Source organism: Paraburkholderia sp. BL23I1N1 (genome assembly GCF_003610295.1).
Taxonomy (GTDB): Bacteria; Pseudomonadota; Gammaproteobacteria; order Burkholderiales; family Burkholderiaceae; genus Paraburkholderia.
In genome coordinates, this window is record NZ_RAPV01000001.1 from 826975 (window position 1) to 842916 (window position 15942).

General features: G+C 62.0%; 14 protein-coding genes. 12 read left to right on the forward strand and 2 right to left on the reverse strand.

Annotated elements, in window-relative coordinates; genetic code table 11:
- Position 1 precedes the first annotated feature (1 nt).
- The 9 genes from aroA to rfaD all read left to right on the forward strand — a co-directional run bounded on the left by aroA (position 2) and on the right by rfaD (position 9816).
- On the forward strand, positions 2 to 1306 hold the full coding sequence (aroA, locus tag B0G76_RS03970; RefSeq protein ID WP_120290275.1) for a 3-phosphoshikimate 1-carboxyvinyltransferase: 1305 nt from the start codon (positions 2 to 4) through the stop codon (positions 1304 to 1306).
- 35 nt (positions 1307 to 1341) lie between these two features.
- Positions 1342 to 2028 (forward strand): (d)CMP kinase, encoded by a 687-nt coding sequence (cmk, locus tag B0G76_RS03975; protein WP_120290277.1) that lies wholly within the window; start codon positions 1342 to 1344, stop codon positions 2026 to 2028.
- 189 nt (positions 2029 to 2217) lie between these two features.
- Complete coding sequence (gene rpsA, locus B0G76_RS03980) at positions 2218 to 3951, forward strand: 30S ribosomal protein S1 (RefSeq protein WP_063496917.1); 1734 nt, start codon at positions 2218 to 2220, stop codon at positions 3949 to 3951.
- A 32-nt stretch (positions 3952 to 3983) separates the two neighbouring features.
- Positions 3984 to 4310: an integration host factor subunit beta gene (locus B0G76_RS03985; RefSeq protein WP_120290279.1), complete on the forward strand. Its 327-nt coding sequence runs from the start codon at positions 3984 to 3986 to the stop codon at positions 4308 to 4310.
- A gap of 361 nt (positions 4311 to 4671) precedes the next feature.
- The gene (locus tag B0G76_RS03990) at positions 4672 to 4965 is read left to right on the forward strand and encodes a lipopolysaccharide assembly LapA domain-containing protein (protein ID WP_120290281.1); all 294 of its coding nucleotides are present in this window, start codon (positions 4672 to 4674) and stop codon (positions 4963 to 4965) included.
- 69 nt (positions 4966 to 5034) lie between these two features.
- Positions 5035 to 6210, forward strand: coding sequence for a lipopolysaccharide assembly protein LapB (lapB, locus tag B0G76_RS03995; protein WP_120290283.1), 1176 nt, complete (start codon positions 5035 to 5037; stop codon positions 6208 to 6210).
- Between the two features lie 137 nt (positions 6211 to 6347).
- Positions 6348 to 7763, forward strand: a complete 1416-nt coding sequence (locus B0G76_RS04000; protein ID WP_120290285.1) for a UDP-glucose/GDP-mannose dehydrogenase family protein — start codon at positions 6348 to 6350, stop codon at positions 7761 to 7763.
- Positions 7717 to 8724, forward strand: a complete 1008-nt coding sequence (rfaE1, locus tag B0G76_RS04005) for a D-glycero-beta-D-manno-heptose-7-phosphate kinase (RefSeq protein ID WP_120296191.1) — start codon at positions 7717 to 7719, stop codon at positions 8722 to 8724. The genes B0G76_RS04000 and rfaE1 overlap by 47 nt, the downstream gene beginning before the upstream one ends.
- 99 nt (positions 8725 to 8823) lie before the next feature.
- Positions 8824 to 9816, forward strand: coding sequence for an ADP-glyceromanno-heptose 6-epimerase (gene rfaD / locus B0G76_RS04010; protein WP_120290287.1), 993 nt, complete (start codon positions 8824 to 8826; stop codon positions 9814 to 9816).
- A 100-nt stretch (positions 9817 to 9916) separates the two neighbouring features.
- Here rfaD and B0G76_RS04015 read toward each other — a convergent pair whose 3' ends face one another.
- Complete coding sequence (locus tag B0G76_RS04015; protein WP_120290289.1) at positions 9917 to 11653, reverse strand: IS1634 family transposase; 1737 nt, start codon at positions 11651 to 11653, stop codon at positions 9917 to 9919.
- A 209-nt stretch (positions 11654 to 11862) separates the two neighbouring features.
- Between B0G76_RS04015 and B0G76_RS04020 the strand changes: the two genes are divergently transcribed.
- A complete protein-coding gene (locus B0G76_RS04020; protein WP_120290291.1) occupies positions 11863 to 12246 on the forward strand; it encodes a helix-hairpin-helix domain-containing protein in 384 nt (127 codons plus the stop codon).
- A gap of 285 nt (positions 12247 to 12531) precedes the next feature.
- Complete coding sequence (gene cysM / locus B0G76_RS04025) at positions 12532 to 13434, forward strand: cysteine synthase CysM (protein ID WP_120290293.1); 903 nt, start codon at positions 12532 to 12534, stop codon at positions 13432 to 13434.
- A 134-nt stretch (positions 13435 to 13568) separates the two neighbouring features.
- Here the strand turns inward: cysM and mltB are convergent, their stop codons facing one another.
- Positions 13569 to 14717 (reverse strand): lytic murein transglycosylase B, encoded by a 1149-nt coding sequence (mltB, locus tag B0G76_RS04030; RefSeq protein WP_259460496.1) that lies wholly within the window; start codon positions 14715 to 14717, stop codon positions 13569 to 13571.
- 283 nt (positions 14718 to 15000) lie between these two features.
- Between mltB and B0G76_RS04035 the strand changes: the two genes are divergently transcribed.
- The gene (locus B0G76_RS04035; protein WP_120290297.1) at positions 15001 to 15924 is read left to right on the forward strand and encodes a histone deacetylase family protein; all 924 of its coding nucleotides are present in this window, start codon (positions 15001 to 15003) and stop codon (positions 15922 to 15924) included.
- The last annotated feature ends 18 nt before the right edge of the window (positions 15925 to 15942 follow it).

Genomic DNA, 15942 nt, shown 5'->3' on the forward strand with positions numbered 1-15942 from the left:
CATGGAATTCCTCGATCTCGGACCCTTTTCTCGTGCATCCGGCACGGTTCGTTTGCCCGGTTCGAAAAGCATTTCGAATCGCGTGCTGCTGCTCGCGGCGCTTGCCGAAGGCGAAACGACGATCACGAACCTGCTCGACTCCGACGACACCCGCGTGATGCTAGACGCGCTCGAAAAGCTCGGCGTGCGCCTGAAGCGCGAGGGCGATACCTGTGTCGTGAGTGGTACGCGCGGTGCGTTCACGGCGCGCACAGCCGATCTGTTCCTAGGCAATGCCGGCACGGCGGTGCGTCCGCTAACGGCGGCGCTGGCGGTGAATGGCGGCGATTATCGGATTCACGGCGTGCCCCGCATGCACGAGCGGCCGATCGGCGATCTGGTCGACGGCTTGCGGCAGATCGGCGCCAGGATCGACTATGAAGAGAACGAAGGCTATCCGCCGTTGCGGATTCGCCCGGCGCAAATCACGGCCGATGCGCCGATCCGCGTGTGTGGCGACGTGTCGAGCCAGTTCCTGACTTCGCTGCTGATGACGTTGCCGCTGTTGCGCACGGAAAGCGGCGTGACGACCGTGCAGGTCGACGGCGAACTGATTTCGAAGCCGTACATCGAGATCACGATCAAGCTGATGGAGCGCTTCGGCATCAAGGTCGAGCGCCATGAATGGCATCGTTTCGTCGTGCCGGCGGGGCAGCGCTATCAATCGCCGGGCACGATCATGGTGGAAGGCGATGCGTCGTCGGCGTCGTATTTCCTCGCGGCCGGCGCGCTCGGCGGCGGCCCATTGCGGGTGGAAGGCGTGGGCCGTGCCAGCATTCAGGGCGACGTCGGCTTTGCCGATGCGCTGATCAAGATGGGCGCGAACCTGCAGATGGGCGACGACTGGATCGAAGTGCGCGGTGTCGGCAACGACAATGGCAAGCTCGACCCGATCGACATGGACTTCAACCTGATTCCCGATGCCGCGATGACGATCGCCGTCGCCGCGCTGTTCGCGGACGGAACGACCACGCTGCGCAATATTGCCAGCTGGCGCGTGAAGGAAACCGACCGGATCGCCGCCATGGCTACCGAACTGCGCAAGGTCGGCGCGAAGGTGCAGGAAGGCGAAGATTTCCTCGTCGTCACGCCGTCGGAAAAGCTGATTCCGAACGCCGCGATCGACACCTATGATGATCACCGCATGGCCATGTGCTTTTCGCTCGTCAGCCTGGGTGGCGTGCCGATCCGGATTAATGACCCGAAGTGCGTCGGCAAGACGTTTCCCGATTATTTCGAGCGCTTTACCGCGCTCGCTCAACCCTGATTCGCTCCTGAATCGACTGACGTGCGACTTTTTCGATGAAACCGATCCGTCCCTTTCACCAAACGCCCGTCATTACGATCGACGGCCCCAGCGCCTCGGGCAAAGGCACCGTGGCCGCGCTGGTTGCCGCGAATCTCGGCTTCCATTTGCTGGATAGCGGCGCGCTGTACCGGCTCGCCGCGCTCGCCAGCATGCGCTACAACATCGTGGCGGACGACGTCGACGCGCTTGTAAAACTGATCGACGATCTGCACATCACCTTTCGCGAGGGGCTGGCGCAGCTCGACGGCACCGATGTATCCGCCGACATTCGGGCCGAGGAAGTCGGCAGCCGGGCCTCGGCGATCGCCGTGCACGCGCCCGTGCGAACCGCGCTGGTGGCCCGTCAGCGGGCGTTTCGTAAGGAACCGGGGCTGGTCGCCGACGGCCGCGACATGGGCACGGTGATCTTCCAGGACGCCGTGCTGAAGGTGTTCATGACCGCCAGTGTCGAGGCCCGTGCGGCGCGCCGGCATAAGCAATTGATCCAAAAAGGATTTTCTGCTAATATAGATGACTTGCTCCGTGATTTGCGTGAGCGCGACGAGCGTGACAGTCAGCGCGCGGCCGCGCCGCTCAAGCCTGCAGCGGATGCAAAGCTGCTTGATACCTCGGCATTGTCCATCGACCAGGCGGTCGAGCAGGTGGTGCAGTGGTATGAAGCATGGGTCCCACATGCTTGATGTTTGCGTAGTTTTGTTTGCGTTGTTTTTGAGCAGCGCTTTAAGCAGTGGGCGCAGTAGAAGTAGCGTTGTCAGTAGGTGCTCCGCGGCATGTGTCGTGGAGCGTGTTTTAACCCCTTAACCCCGCGTGGCATTCGCATTCTTGCCGTAGTTGCTGACCGTCCTGGCCAGCCGGGCACCGCGAGAACCATGCAAATTTTGATTTTTATGTCCGACCTGCAAACTTCCAACCCGAATACCGAATCTTTTGCGGCTCTGTTCGAAGAGTCGCTGACCAAGCAAGACATGCGCGCCGGCGAAGTGATCTCCGCCGAAGTCGTGCGTGTTGACCACAACTTCGTGGTCGTCAACGCTGGTCTCAAGTCCGAAGCCTACATCCCGCTCGAAGAGTTCCTGAACGACGCGGGCGAGGTAGAAGTGCAGGCGGGCGACTTCGTTTCCGTCGCGATCGACGCGCTGGAAAACGGCTATGGCGACACGATCCTGTCGCGCGACAAGGCGAAGCGTCTGGCTTCGTGGCTGTCGCTGGAAAAGGCTCTCGACAACAACGAACTCGTGACCGGCACGATCACGGGCAAGGTCAAGGGCGGCATGACCGTCATGGTCAACGGCATCCGCGCGTTCCTGCCGGGTTCGCTGGTTGACACGCGTCCGGTTAAGGACACGACCCCGTACGAAGGCAAGACGCTGGAATTCCGCGTCATCAAGCTCGACCGCAAGCGTAACAACGTCGTGCTGTCGCGCCGTGCCGTGATCGAAGCAACCCAGGGCGAAGAGCGCGCAAAGCTGCTCGAAACGCTGAAGGAAGGCGCGATCGTGGAAGGCGTGGTGAAGAACATCACCGATTACGGCGCGTTCGTGGACCTCGGCGGTATCGACGGCCTGCTGCACATCACCGACATCGCATGGCGTCGTGTGCGTCACCCGAGCGAAGTTCTGTCGGTTGGCCAGGAAGTCACCGCGAAGATCCTCAAGTTCGATCAAGAGAAGAACCGCGTTTCGCTGGGCATCAAGCAACTGGGCGACGATCCGTGGGAAGGCATTTCCCGCCGTTACCCGTCGGGCACGCGCCTGTTCGGTAAGGTCACCAACATCACCGACTACGGCGCATTCGTCGAAGTGGAATCGGGCATCGAAGGCCTGGTTCACGTGTCGGAAATGGACTGGACGAACAAGAACGTTGCACCGTCGAAGGTTGTTCAGCTGGGCGACGAAGTCGAAGTCATGGTTCTCGAAATCGACGAAGACCGCCGCCGTATCAGCCTCGGCATGAAGCAATGCAAGCCGAACCCGTGGGACGACTTCAGCCGCAACTTCAAGAAGGGCGACAAGCTGCAAGGCGCAATCAAGTCGATCACCGACTTCGGCGTCTTCATCGGTCTGCCGGGCGGCATCGACGGTCTGGTTCACCTGTCGGACCTGTCGTGGAGCGAAACGGGCGAAGAAGCAGTTCGCAAGTACAAGAAGGGCGACGAAGTGGAAGCGATCGTTCTCGGCATCGACGTCGAGAAGGAACGCATTTCGCTGGGTATCAAGCAGCTCGAAGGCGACCCGTTCAGCAACTTCGTTGCAATGAACGACAAGGGTTCGATCGTCGACGGCGTGGTCAAGACGGTAGACGCGAAGGGTGCAGTGGTTACGCTGTCGGCTGAAGTCGAAGGCTACCTGCGTGCTTCGGAAATCGCGCAAGACCGCGTGGAAGATGCTCGCAACGTGCTGAAGGAAGGCGACAAGGTCAACGCGATGATCATCAACATCGATCGCAAGTCGCGTGGCATCAACCTGTCGGTCAAGGCCAAGGATTCGGCTGAGCAACAGGAAGCGATCCGCGGCCTGGCTTCGTCGGATTCGAGCTCGGCTGCTACCGGCACGACGAACCTCGGCGCGCTGCTGAAGGCCAAGCTCGACGGCCAGAACCAGTAAGCCCTGCGTTTTCTTGAGAGGTCTGCTGCAGTATGACCAAATCGGAATTGGTCGCCCAGCTGGCTACGCGATTTCCGCAGCTTGTACTTAAAGATGCGGATTTCGCGGTGAAGACGATGCTCGATGCGATGTCGGAGGCGCTTGCCAACGGTCATCGCATTGAAATTCGCGGCTTCGGCAGCTTCGGCCTTAATCGTCGTCCCTCCCGCGTCGGGCGTAATCCGAAGTCGGGCGAGAAGGTGCTGGTTCCTGAGAAGTACGTACCGCATTTCAAGCCGGGCAAGGAATTGCGCGAGCGGGTAGACGGACGTTCGGGCGAGCCGCTGAAGGCCGATGAGCCGGATGACGACGACCTGTAAATGCTTCGCTGTGCGGTTCGCAGCACGGCATTGGTAGCGTCAGCGGCCAAAGCCAGACGGCAAAAGACCAGAAAAAGCGCCTTCGGGCGCTTTTTTTTTTCGTCCATTGTCTTCATTGAGAGAATTTGTTCGTGGACTGCGGGCGGCGCGTTCCAAAGCGCGGTTCGCCCAAGAAGCGAACACGCCTGCCGACGCGTACGCCTGAAGCAAGATAAACCGCGCATAAGTGCTCTATTAGCCAGTTCCTGCCCAGCCGCGAGGGCTTCAATTACAATACGGGTCACTTCGGCGCGGGCAACACCGTGGCGCGACGCGTCATCAAGCCGGCGTCACCCCGCAACTGCCGTCAAGAGACCTATTCATGAAATTTATCGTCTGGCTGATCCGTGTGCTGGTGTTCGTGCTCCTGCTGGTGCTCGCGCTCTCCAATACACAACCCGCTACGTTGAATTTCCTCGCTGGCTACGCGTGGTCGGCGCCTTTGATTCTGATTGGCCTCGCGTTTTTTGTAGTGGGGCTGCTGGCCGGGCTGGTGTCGTCAATACCGGCCATGGTGCGCCTGCGCATGGAGAATGGCCGGCTCAAGCGCGAGTTGCGTGTGGCGCGCGAAACCCCGGTCGTGGTCGAACAACCGCCCATGCCGCCGCTGATCTAAGTTGTATTCTGCCGCGCCTCTGAAGCGCGGCTTTCCGTTTCCGCTGTCCCGCACATTTGCATTAATCGCATGGATCTAGACTTCTGGTGGCTGCTTGCCGTACCCGTCGCTTTTGCGTTCGGCTGGATGGCCGCGCGCTACGACCTCAAGACGCTGCTGTCCGAAAGCGCCAACCTGCCGCGTTCGTACTTTCGTGGCCTCAATTTCCTGCTCAATGAGCAGCCTGACCAGGCGATCGACGCGTTTATCGAAGTCGTCAAGCTCGACCCGGAAACGATCGAGTTGCACTTCGCGCTGGGCAATCTGTTCCGCCGGCGCGGTGAGACGGACCGCGCGATTCGTGTGCATCAGAACCTGTTGAGCCGCACCGATCTGCCTGTCACCGAACGCGATCATGCGCTGTACGAACTGGGCCAGGACTTTCTGAAAGCCGGTTTGCTCGATCGCGCCGAAGAGACTTTCCGCTCGCTCGAAACCGGCAATTACGCGCTGGGTGCACAGCGTGCGCTGCTGACCATCTACCAGATCGAGAAAGACTGGGTGAAATCGATCGACACTGCGCGCCATCTGGAGACAATGGGCGCCGAGTCGCTCGACAAGGAAATCGCGCAGTTCCATTGCGAGCTCGCCCAGGAAGCGCTGCAGCAGAAAAACGCGGACGAGGCGCGGCGCCAGCTCGGTTTTGCGTTGAAGGCGAACCCGACCAACGTGCGCGCCACGATTCTGTTCGGTGACGTCGATGCGGCGGGCGGCTCGCAAGAGGACGCGATCGTCCAATGGCGGCGCGTCGAGGAACAGAATCCTGCCTATCTCCCGCTCGTCGCGGAAAAGCTGATGAAGGCCTATGAGGCGCTCGGCCGACCGCAGGACGGCGCCGATCTGCTGATCACGTGGGTAGACAGCTATCCGTCGAACGATCTGCTCGACGTGACCTACCAGCACATTGCGGCGATACGCGGACCCGACGCCGCGCATGCGCTAGCGCGCTCGCAGATGCAGAAGTCGCCGAATCTCGCGGGTATGACGCGTCTTCTGGAAGCCCAGGAGGCCGTCGCGGAAGAGCCGCGGCGCAGCGAGCTCGAATTGATGCGCACGCTGATTCGTCAGCGCACCAAAAATCTGCCACGGTATACGTGCCAGAATTGTGGTTTCAGGGCGCGGCTGTTTTACTGGCAGTGCCCGGGTTGCAGCGGTTGGGAAACCTACGCGCCGCGTCGCGTCGAACCGATCACGGCGTCGAATTGACACGGATGTAATCGCGGATGCAATCGTACGGCCGCGCCGCAACGACGGCGGCCTGTCAGGCGGATTAAGCCGGGTGGGATCATGACGGCCTTGCTCACTACGAGAAACCCTCACCGGAACCCTCTACCGGAAAGCGTATGAAAATCACCATTATCGGCACGGGCTATGTTGGACTCGTCACCGGCGCGTGCCTCGCCGAAATCGGCCATGACGTCTTCTGTCTCGACGTCGACCCGCGCAAGATCGAAATCCTCAACAATGGCGGCGTGCCGATCCACGAGCCGGGTTTGCTGGAGATCATCGCCCGCACGCGCGCGGCGCGCCGCATCACGTTTTCGACGGATATCGAAGCGAGCGTGGCACACGGCGAAGTGCAGTTCATCGCCGTCGGCACGCCGCCGGACGAAGACGGCTCGGCCGACCTGCAATACGTGCTCGAAGCGGCGCGCAACATCGGCCGCACGATGAACGGCTTCAAGGTGATCGTCGACAAATCGACGGTGCCGGTCGGCACGGCACAACGCGTGCGCGCGGTGGTCGAAGAGGAACTGGCAAAGCGCGGGCTCGCCAATAGTGAACAGCATCGTTTCTCGGTGGTGTCGAACCCCGAGTTTCTGAAGGAAGGCGCGGCCGTCGACGACTTCATGCGTCCCGATCGCATCGTGCTCGGCAGCGACGAAGACGAGGCCGGCCTGCGCGCGCGTGAACTGATGAAGCGTCTGTACGCGCCGTTCAACCGAAATCACGAACGCACGCTGTACATGGATGTGCGCTCGGCTGAATTCACAAAATACGCAGCCAATGCGATGCTCGCCACGCGCATCTCGTTCATGAACGAGATGTCGAATCTGGCGGACCGGGTCGGCGCGGATATCGAAGCGGTGCGTCGTGGCATCGGCTCGGACCCGCGCATCGGCTATCACTTCCTGTATGCCGGCGCCGGCTACGGCGGCTCGTGCTTCCCGAAAGACGTGCAGGCGCTGATCCGCGCTGCCAGCGAAAGCGGCCACAATCTGCGCATCCTCGAAGCGGTCGAGGAAGTGAACCACAAGCAGAAAGACGTGCTGGTGAAGAAAATCACGGGCAAGCTCGGTGAAGACCTGAGCGGCCGCACGTTCGCCGTGTGGGGTCTCGCGTTCAAGCCGAATACCGACGATATGCGCGAAGCGCCGAGCCGCCGCGTGATCGCCGAATTGCTGGCGCGTGGTGCCCACGTGCGCGCGTACGATCCGGTGGCGGTGGCCGAAGCGCGCCGCGTATTCGCCCTCGATCTGCACGATGCGCCGGAACAGCAGGCGCGTCTCACGTTCACGAGCACCCAGGACGAGACGCTCACCGGTGCCGATGCGCTGGTGGTCGTCACCGAATGGAAGGAATTCAAGAGCCCGGATTTCGTGCATCTGAAATCAGTGCTGAAGTCGCCGCTGATTTTCGACGGCCGCAATCTGTACGAGCCGGACGCGATGACCGAGCTCGGTATCGACTATCACTCGATCGGACGACCTTATGCCCAGCCCTCTGAATCTCCGGCCGATGTCTCCAGCAATGCCTGAAACTCCTCAATCCGCACCCGCAGCGGCGCTGACCGTGGTGCCGCGCGAACGCCTCGCCGCGGCGCGCGTGCTCGTGGTCGGCGACGTGATGCTCGATCGCTACTGGTTCGGCGACGTGAACCGTATTTCACCGGAAGCGCCCGTGCCGGTCGTGCATGTGCAGCGCCAGGAAGACCGGCTCGGCGGTGCGGCGAACGTGGCGCGCAACGCGGTTGCGCTCGGTGCGCAAGCGGGTTTGCTGTGCGTGGTCGGCCATGACGAGCCCGGCGAGCGCATCGTGCAACTGCTCGGCGAAAGCGGTGTGGCGCCGCATCTGGAACGCGATCCGGATTTGCTCACCACCATCAAGCTGCGCGTGCTGTCGCGTCAGCAGCAGTTGCTGCGCGTCGACTTCGAAAACTCGCCGGCGCATGAAGTGCTGCTCGCGGGCCTCGCACGTTTCGACGACCTGCTGCCGTCGCACGATGTGATCCTGATGTCCGATTACGCGAAGGGCGGTCTCACGCACGTCACGCAGATGATCGCCAAGGCGCATGCGGCGGGCAAGCCGGTGCTGGTCGATCCGAAGGGCGACGACTGGGAGCGCTATCGCGGCGCCACGCTGATCACGCCGAATCGCGCCGAGTTGCGCGAGGTGGTCGGACAGTGGAAATCCGAAGAAGATCTGATCGCGCGCGTGACCAAACTGCGCGCCGATCTCGAGTTCAAGGCGTTGCTGCTGACGCGTTCGGAAGAGGGCATGACGCTCTTCTCCGACGACGGCATCCTGCACGCTTCGGCCGTTGCACGCGAAGTGTATGATGTGTCGGGCGCGGGCGACACCGTGATCGCCACGCTCGCCGCCATGCTCGGCGCGGGTTTGACGCTGGTCGAGGCGGTCGGGCTCGCGAATCGCGCGGCCGGCATCGTGGTCGGTAAGCTCGGCACCGCCACCGTCAACTACGACGAACTCTTTCATTGATGCGGCCTGCCGGGCTCCCTGCTTTGCGCGCTTCAGTTTCAGCGGCGCAAAACAGGAACCCGCGGGGCGTCAACTGAACCTCATTACGGCAGGATCATCATGACCCTCATCGTCACCGGCGCGGCCGGTTTTATCGGCAGCAATCTCGTGAAGGCGCTCAATGAGCGCGGCGAACAACGCATCATCGCGGTCGACAATCTCACGCGCGCGGACAAGTTCAAGAATCTCGTCGACTGCGAGATCGACGACTATCTCGACAAGACCGAATTTGTCGAGCGCTTCAAGCGGGGCGAGTTCGGTAAAGTGCGCGCGATTTTCCACGAAGGCGCCTGCTCGGACACGATGGAAACCGACGGCCGCTACATGATGGACAACAACTTCCGCTATAGCCGTGACGTGCTCGATGTTTGTCTCGCGCAGCACATCCAGTTTCTGTATGCGTCCTCGGCGGCGACGTATGGCGGCTCGAGCCGCTTCGTCGAAGAGCGCGAAGTCGAGCAGCCGCTGAACGTGTACGGCTATTCGAAGTTCCTGTTCGACCAGGTGATCCGTCGGGTGCTGCCCACGGCGAAGAGCCAGATTGCCGGCTTCCGCTATTTCAACGTGTATGGGCCGCGCGAGACGCACAAGGCGCGCATGGCGTCGGTGGCGTTTCACAACTTCAACCAGTTCCGCGCCGAGGGCAAGGTCAAGCTGTTCGGCGAATACAACGGCTACGCCGCCGGCGAGCAGACGCGCGATTTCGTCTCTGTCGAAGACGTGGTCAAGGTGAACCTGTTCTTCTTCGACAATCCGGACAAGTCGGGCATCTTCAATCTGGGCAGCGGCCGTGCGCAGCCGTTCAACGACATCGCGAGCACGGTGGTCAACACGCTGCGTGCGTTGAACAACGAGCCGCCGTTGTCGCTCGCGGATCAGGTGCAACGCGGGCTGATCGAATACATTCCGTTCCCCGATGCATTGCGTGGCAAGTATCAATGCTTCACGCAAGCGGATCAGTCGAAACTGCGTGCCGTCGGCTATGACGCGCCGTTCCTGAGCGTGCAGGAAGGTGTTGATCGATACGTACGTTGGCTATTCGGCCAGGTGTAAATCTTTCGGATACCTCTTTAACCCGAAGTTCCAGTATTGGCCGGGCGAGTTTGCCCCCGTGCCACAGGCACCGGCATAAATTCGGGGATCCGGTTTCTGTCTACGGGTGGATCTGTCTGATCAGATCGAGTGCGTGACGCTGCGTCACATTGGGCGTGGTGATGATGTCGAACGTCGGCGCCTCGGGGCCAGCTCCTGGTGTGCGGCAGGTGTTGCGCACAATGCTGCCCAGCTCGGCCATCAGCGTGGAGAAGCTGTGGACGGGCGAGCCATCCGCCACGGTGCGACTCACCACCTTCTCCTGCGCCTGCTGCGAGCGCTGCGCCGGCGCCACCGGGTCGCGCGTGGCCTTGGCCGCCAGGTCGGTGTCGGCGAACATCAGTTCGCGCCAGGCTTCGAGCATGTGCCATTCCACGTAGTAGGCGAGCATGCACAGCAGAATGTGCGCGCGCACCCGAGCAGCCGTGCGATGGTGGATTGGGCGCACCTTCAGGTCCACCGTCTTGAGGCTGCGGAAGGCCCGCTCGACGTTGGCCAGCGCCTTGTAGTTGCGCACGCACTCGGCCGCCTCCATGCGCGTGGCCTCGACCGAAGTACGGATGATGTAGATGCCGTCCAGCGCGGCCTCCGCGGCGATCGCCTCGTGCTTGCGCGTAAACGAGAAGCTCCCGTCGCTGATCTGCAGTTCAAAGTGTTTGGCCACCTTGTACTGGTTGACCACCTTGCCCACGCGCAGCCCAATCGCATCGGCGCCCTTGAGTCTGCCCGCTTCCACGCGTTCCTTGATCTGCTGCAGGTTCTTTTCGGTAGCAGCGAGCAGGTCCTGCCGCTTGTGCGCTCGCAGCGTCGCGAGCTGCGGATTGCGACACGCCACCAGCCGCTCGCCGGGATACTCCGGCGAGGCGATCTCCATGAGGTTGTGCTCATCGAACAGCCCCAGCTGCAGTTGGCCCTGCTCGACCAGTGCGCGGATCGATGCACTCTTCAAGGCCGTGATCCAGTCGATGCCCTGCGTCTCGCGCAGCTCGTCGATGGCCTTGCTGGAGATCATGCCGCGATCGCCGACCATCACCAGTTGCCCGACGCCGAAGCTCTCGCGCAGGCGCTGCACCTCGGGCAGGAAGGTGCTGCTGTCGGCCACGTTGCCTTCATACACCGACACCGCTACCGGGCAGCCCCGCGCATCGGTGAGCAGTCCGTAATTGACCTGCAGCAGTCCCTTCTTGCCGTCGCGGTTGTGGCCCAGCCGGGCCAGCGGGCAGGTGGTGCCCTCGAAGTAGCTCGAACTCAGGTCGTACAGCACCAGGCCGCCGGCGCTCAAATGCCGCGCGGCGAGCTTCTTCTGGATCGCGTCCTGGCGCGCGAGCAGCCAGTCCATCGCCGCGTACAGATCGTCCTCGTTCGCGTCGGCCACGCCGAAGTCCGTCGCCAGCGTGGTGGTGTGCCACCAGCGCGTGGTGGCCAGCTTTGTGTGCGGCGCCACGATGCGCGCGGCCACCATCGCCAGCACCCGTTCGCGCTCAGGTGAGGGCTTGCTGCCCAGCAGCGACGCGAAGTCCAGGCGCTGCATCGCCAACTCAACGGCCTGCACATGGCCGTGAGCGAGGGAGCCGGTGACTTCGAACGCCTGGCCCAGCGGGACGAACGTCTCGCCCTGCAGCGAGCGCCGAATGATCTCGATCAGCGGCTCGGGCAGATGCGAGAGGTTGCCCAGCGTCTCGTTCTTGACCTTGCCGTCCTCGCGGTAGCTACGTCGCAGCAGGTGCGTGCGGTACACCGTGCCCTTGTAAGTGCGCGTTGTGGTGACGACGTGAGCGGTTCCAGTCCTGCTTGCCATAGAACAAATATAGGTAATATTGCGTAGATTTCAAGAAATTTTAGTGACTACATTTTGTAATCCACAGGAAGGGCTTCGAAAGCGCGGATGCCTTGAAACACGGGGGCTTGCACCCGCTTGGTGGCTTGGGTGGATGGGGGAACTTCGGTTTAAACTGGAATCTCCCGGTTGGTCATGATCGCCAACCGGTTGTACGAGGGAGATTCCATATGTTTCGAAAAATTCTGGTTACCGCGGCCGTGCTGGCCGCTTTTGGCCACGCGTATGCGGCGGTCGACGTCAACACGGCTAACGAGGACGCGCTGCGCGGCATCAAGGGCATCGGTCATGCCAAAGCGAAAGCCATTCTCGACGAGCGTTCAGCGCATGGTCCGTACAAGGACCCGGCCGATCTCGGCAAGCGCGTCAAAGGCATAGGCGGGCATACCGTCGAGCGCCTGCAGGCGGAGGGTCTCGCTGTCGGTCCGGCTGGCGCGGCTGCTAACACGCAAGCTGCGGCGTCTGCACAGACCAAAGGCGCGGCCGCTGCGGGCAATGGCGCCAATGCGGCCGCTACCCAAAAGAGCAACGCCACTGTGGCGGTGAAGAAATAGCCTGATGCGGGCCGTGCGCGCTGGGCGGGTCAGCTCTGCGCGCCTGGTCCCGCGTATGCTCCGTTAGCGTCGTTTCCCTTCATGGTCGGAGTGGTTCAGAATACTCCTTCAGCTGTCATGCAGATGACTGGCTCCCGCGGTTCTCAGCCGCGGGCTTTTTGTGTTGTGATCCCGGGAATGCGCGCCTGCATCCATGCGGGCAGAAGGGCCGCACGGCAGCCGCGCGCACGGTGGTTTAGAATCGATGGATTGAAGACTCCGCGCATCGACAGCCCCAGAACCGATATGGCATACAAAACGATTGAAGACACGATCGGCAATACGCCGCTCGTGCAACTCGTCCGGCTTCCTGATGACGAGATCCGCAGCCGCAATAACGTGATCCTTGCGAAGCTCGAGGGCAACAATCCTGCGGGCTCGGTGAAGGACCGTCCGGCGCTGTCGATGATCAAGAAGGCGGAAGCACGCGGGCGCATCAAGCCGGGCGACACGCTGATCGAATCGACCAGCGGCAACACAGGTATTGCGTTGGCGATGGCGGCGGCGATCCGCGGCTACAAGATGGTGCTGATCATGCCGGAAGACCTGTCGGTGGAGCGCCGTCAGAGCATGGCCGCCTATGGCGCGCAAATTGTGCTGACGCCGGTGACGGGCGGCATGGAATACGCGCGCGATCTCGCTGAACAGATGCAGCGCGAAGGCAAGGGCATCATCCTCGACCAGTTCGCGAACCCGGACAATCCGGCATCGCACGTCGAAGGCACCGGCCCGGAAATCTGGCGCGACACCGAAGGGCGCATCACGCACTTCGTCTCGTCGATGGGCACGACCGGCACGATCATGGGCGTGTCCACCTATCTGAAGGAACAGAATCAGGCCATTGAAATCATCGGCGCGCAACCGGAAGAGGGCTCGCGTATTCCGGGCATTCGCAAGTGGCCGGAAGCCTATCTGCCGAAGATTTTCGATCGTAGCCGCGTAGATCGCGTCGAGAATGTGGGCCAGTCCGCAGCGGAAGCGATGGCGCGGCGCATGGCTTCGGTGGAAGGGATCTTCGCCGGCATCTCGTCGGGTGGGGCCTGCGAGGTGGCGCTGCGCGTCGCGCGCCAGGTCGAGAATGCGACGATCGTGTTTATCGTCTGCGATCGGGGTGATCGGTATCTGTCGACGGGCGTGTTCCCGGCATAGTTGCGCTGCGGCACATCGGGTGGCCCTCAAACTGAGTTGGCCAATAAAAAGCGCCGGTTTTATAACCGGCGCTTTTTTTGTGTCGCTCACTACCCGTTCGTGACGCAGCGAGTGTCTGGCACCTGCCACTCAGCTTATTTCGAAGCCGCGTTCGGTGCCGAGGCATTGTCGCTGGCGTTCGTTGCGTTGCTCGCTTCCATCTGCGCCTTGATCCGCTGGCCCAATTGATAAACCGCGAGTGCATAGAAGAAACTGCGGTTATAGCGCGTCAGCACATAGAAGTTCTTCAACCCCAGCATGTACTCGGTCCCGCGCCCTGGCGATGGCAGATCCACGACCGTCACCGGCGTGCCGGCTTCCGATGCGATATCGACTCCCGGCTCGTTCAGCAACAGTCCGGCACGGAGCAATTGGTCCAGCGGCCAATGCGGCTCCGGCTTGCCGTCGGCGGCCGCTTGCGCTACGCCCAGGCTGCCGGCGTCCGTGCCGATCTTCCACACCACCGGCCGGCCGTTTTCCCAGCCGTTCTGGCGCAGATAATTCGCCACGCTGCCGATCGCATCCGCCTGGCTCGTGCGCAGATCGATCTGCTTGTTGCCGTCGTAGCTCACCGCGTATTGCACGATGCTGCTCGGCAGGAACTGCGGAATCCCGATCGCGCCGGTATAGGAGCCGAGCACGGTAGTCGGATCGATTTGCGAATCGCGCGTCCACACCAGGTAGTCTTCAAGATTCTTGCGGAAGGTCGCCTGGCGATCCGCGCGATTGGCGGTATTCGGATAATCGAAGGTGAGCGTGGTCAGCGCGTCGAGCACACGGAAGTTGCCCATGAAGCGCCCGTAGATCGTCTCCACGCCAATGATGCCGACAATCACCTCCGGCGGCACGCCGAACTCTTCATAGGCGCGCTGCAGGGTGGCCTGGTTGGCGCGCCAGAAACGCACGCCGGCGTTGATACGCACCTGGTCGAGAAAGCGCGACTGATACACGCGCCAGTTCTTGATCGTCGGCGAGGGTGACGGCGTGACGAGCTTGACCGCCGTGGCCGAATAGCTCACACGCGCGAAGAGCGCGTGCAGTGCGGCTTCGTCGAAATCGTAGCGTGCGGACATGTCGCTGATGAACGCGTCCACGTTCGGATTGTTCGCATAGCGCTGCGGGATGATTTCTTCTTCGAAGGTTTGCCCTTGCGGCACCGACGGTTGCGGTTGGCTTTGCGCGAGCAGCAGCGGCGGCTTCTTTGTGGCGCTTTGCGCCGTCGCCGGACTGGTTGCCATGAACATGCACGATGCGACAGACAGTGCGGCGGCTACGGTCTTCGTGCGTAGCCGGTTTCGTGCAGACAGAGCAAGCTTGACGGTCATAGTGAGCTAGGGGGCGCAGTGCGAAAGAGACAGGGGAAAACGGATCGAGGCAGTATACCCGACGCCTTCCGCAAATCTGTGCCCAGCGCGTCACAGTCGCATCGTGTGGTAACTTGGCAAATGTTGGCGCGCCTGGTGCGCGCGCCCATGGACGGAGACACGCCGCGCGCGCTGTGAAAGCGCCGCGCCGCAGACGAGAATCATGGCAACAGGCTTTTATTCCCACGCCGATTGTTTGCTGCACGATATGGGGCAATGGCATCCCGAATGCCCGGCGCGCCTGCACGCAATCGAAGATCAATTGATCGCAAGCCGCATCGACTCGCTAATCGAGCGCGAATCGCCGCCGCTCGCCGACGAAGCCGCGCTGTTGCGCGTGCATACGCAGGCCCACGTCGATTACATCCGCAGCCGTTCGCCCGCTGAGGGTCTCGCGGAAATCGATCCCGACACGTCGATGAACCCGCACACCTTGCAGGCCGCGTTGCGCGCGGCGGGCGCCGCGGTGGCCGCGACCGACGCCGTGATCGAAGGCCGCTACGACAATGCGTTTTGCAGCGTGCGCCCGCCGGGCCACCATGCGGAGCCGGCACGCGCAATGGGCTTCTGCTTTTTCAACAATGTGGCGATCGCCGCGCGAAATGCGCTCGAAGTGCACGGCATGCAGCGCGTGGCGATCGTCGACTTCGACGTTCATCACGGCAACGGCACCGAAGCGGCCTTTTCAGGCGATGCGCGTGTGCTGATGTGCAGCATCTTCCAGCATCCGTTCTATCCGTTCACCGGCGCCGACAATCAGGCGCCCAACATGTGCAACGTGCCGATGCCGGCGCGCTCGAAAGGCATGGCGGTGCGTGAGGCGGTGGACATGCTGTGGCTGCCGCGCCTGCATGATTTCAAGCCGGAGATGATCTTCATTTCGGCCGGCTTCGACGCGCATCGAGAGGACGATCTCGGCAATATGGGTCTCGTCGAAGACGACTATGCCTGGATCACCGACCAGGTCCGCGAGATCGCGAAGCGCTATGCGCGTGGGCGGATCGTCAGCTGTCTCGAAGGCGGGTACAACCTGTCGGCGCTCGGGCGCAGCGTGGTCGCGCACGTGCGCTCGCTGGCCGGGATCTGAGCCGAGGCGTTGCGAGCG

Excerpts from the sequence above, each read along its gene's own strand:
- cysM (WP_120290293.1), top strand. The coding sequence starts at position 12,532 with ATGGCATACAAAACGATTGAAGACACGATCGGCAATACGCCGCTCGTG.
- mltB (WP_259460496.1), bottom strand. The coding sequence starts at position 14,717 with ATGTTCATGGCAACCAGTCCGGCGACGGCGCAAAGCGCCACAAAGAAG.
- B0G76_RS04015 (WP_120290289.1), bottom strand. The coding sequence starts at position 11,653 with ATGGCAAGCAGGACTGGAACCGCTCACGTCGTCACCACAACGCGCACT.
- B0G76_RS04000 (WP_120290285.1), top strand. The coding sequence starts at position 6,348 with ATGAAAATCACCATTATCGGCACGGGCTATGTTGGACTCGTCACCGGC.
- rpsA (WP_063496917.1), top strand. The coding sequence starts at position 2,218 with ATGCAAATTTTGATTTTTATGTCCGACCTGCAAACTTCCAACCCGAAT.
- B0G76_RS03990 (WP_120290281.1), top strand. The coding sequence starts at position 4,672 with ATGAAATTTATCGTCTGGCTGATCCGTGTGCTGGTGTTCGTGCTCCTG.
- B0G76_RS04020 (WP_120290291.1), top strand. The coding sequence starts at position 11,863 with ATGTTTCGAAAAATTCTGGTTACCGCGGCCGTGCTGGCCGCTTTTGGC.
- rfaE1 (WP_120296191.1), top strand. The coding sequence starts at position 7,717 with ATGCCCAGCCCTCTGAATCTCCGGCCGATGTCTCCAGCAATGCCTGAA.
- B0G76_RS04035 (WP_120290297.1), top strand. The coding sequence starts at position 15,001 with ATGGCAACAGGCTTTTATTCCCACGCCGATTGTTTGCTGCACGATATG.
- rfaD (WP_120290287.1), top strand. The coding sequence starts at position 8,824 with ATGACCCTCATCGTCACCGGCGCGGCCGGTTTTATCGGCAGCAATCTC.
- cmk (WP_120290277.1), top strand. The coding sequence starts at position 1,342 with ATGAAACCGATCCGTCCCTTTCACCAAACGCCCGTCATTACGATCGAC.
- lapB (WP_120290283.1), top strand. The coding sequence starts at position 5,035 with ATGGATCTAGACTTCTGGTGGCTGCTTGCCGTACCCGTCGCTTTTGCG.
- aroA (WP_120290275.1), top strand. The coding sequence starts at position 2 with ATGGAATTCCTCGATCTCGGACCCTTTTCTCGTGCATCCGGCACGGTT.
- B0G76_RS03985 (WP_120290279.1), top strand. The coding sequence starts at position 3,984 with ATGACCAAATCGGAATTGGTCGCCCAGCTGGCTACGCGATTTCCGCAG.